Below are 459 nucleotides of genomic sequence, written 5' to 3'. Positions count from 1 at the left end.
TGGTAGACCTCGTTGGACGCGCTGTCGTAGCCCCAGACGTCCTTGCCGTCGTGGATCAGGCTGTACTCGGCAGCGTTCTCCAGCAGTGACAGCTTCTGCCGGTCGGGGCCGTCCGCCGCGACCCGCAGCGTGTGGGTGCCGGAGACCAGCTCGGTGAGCTTGGCCGACGGGTCGGCGGCGGAGCCGTCCTCACCACCGGACGCACCCGGCTTTCCGGACATACCGGACATCAGCCCGCTCTCAAGGCCGCCGAGGTCCGGCAGGCCCAGGTCCGTGCTGATCTTGACCGTGCCGGACAGCTGCTGGACGTCCGACTTAGCGATCTTCTCTATGAGTTGCTCCGCCGTGACCTTCGGGAGGTCGGGGTCCCCGGAGTCGGCGATCGCGGGGACCAGCCCGATCGTCACGGCCGCCACCCCCATCACCGCGACCGGGACGACGTAGCGCGCGGCCTTGCGC

The 459-nt window shown here is 69.5% G+C and carries 1 pseudogene; it reads right to left on the bottom strand.

Going from position 1 to position 459, the window contains the following annotated elements:
• A pseudogene (locus ACOV8S_RS31300) lies at positions 1-459 on the bottom strand (DUF2092 domain-containing protein); the annotation flags it as partial.

The sequence above is a fragment of the Streptomyces sp. CO7 genome (assembly GCF_053474865.1).
Note: the sequence above shows the minus strand (reverse complement) of the source record. Positions and strands in the feature narration are given on the sequence as shown.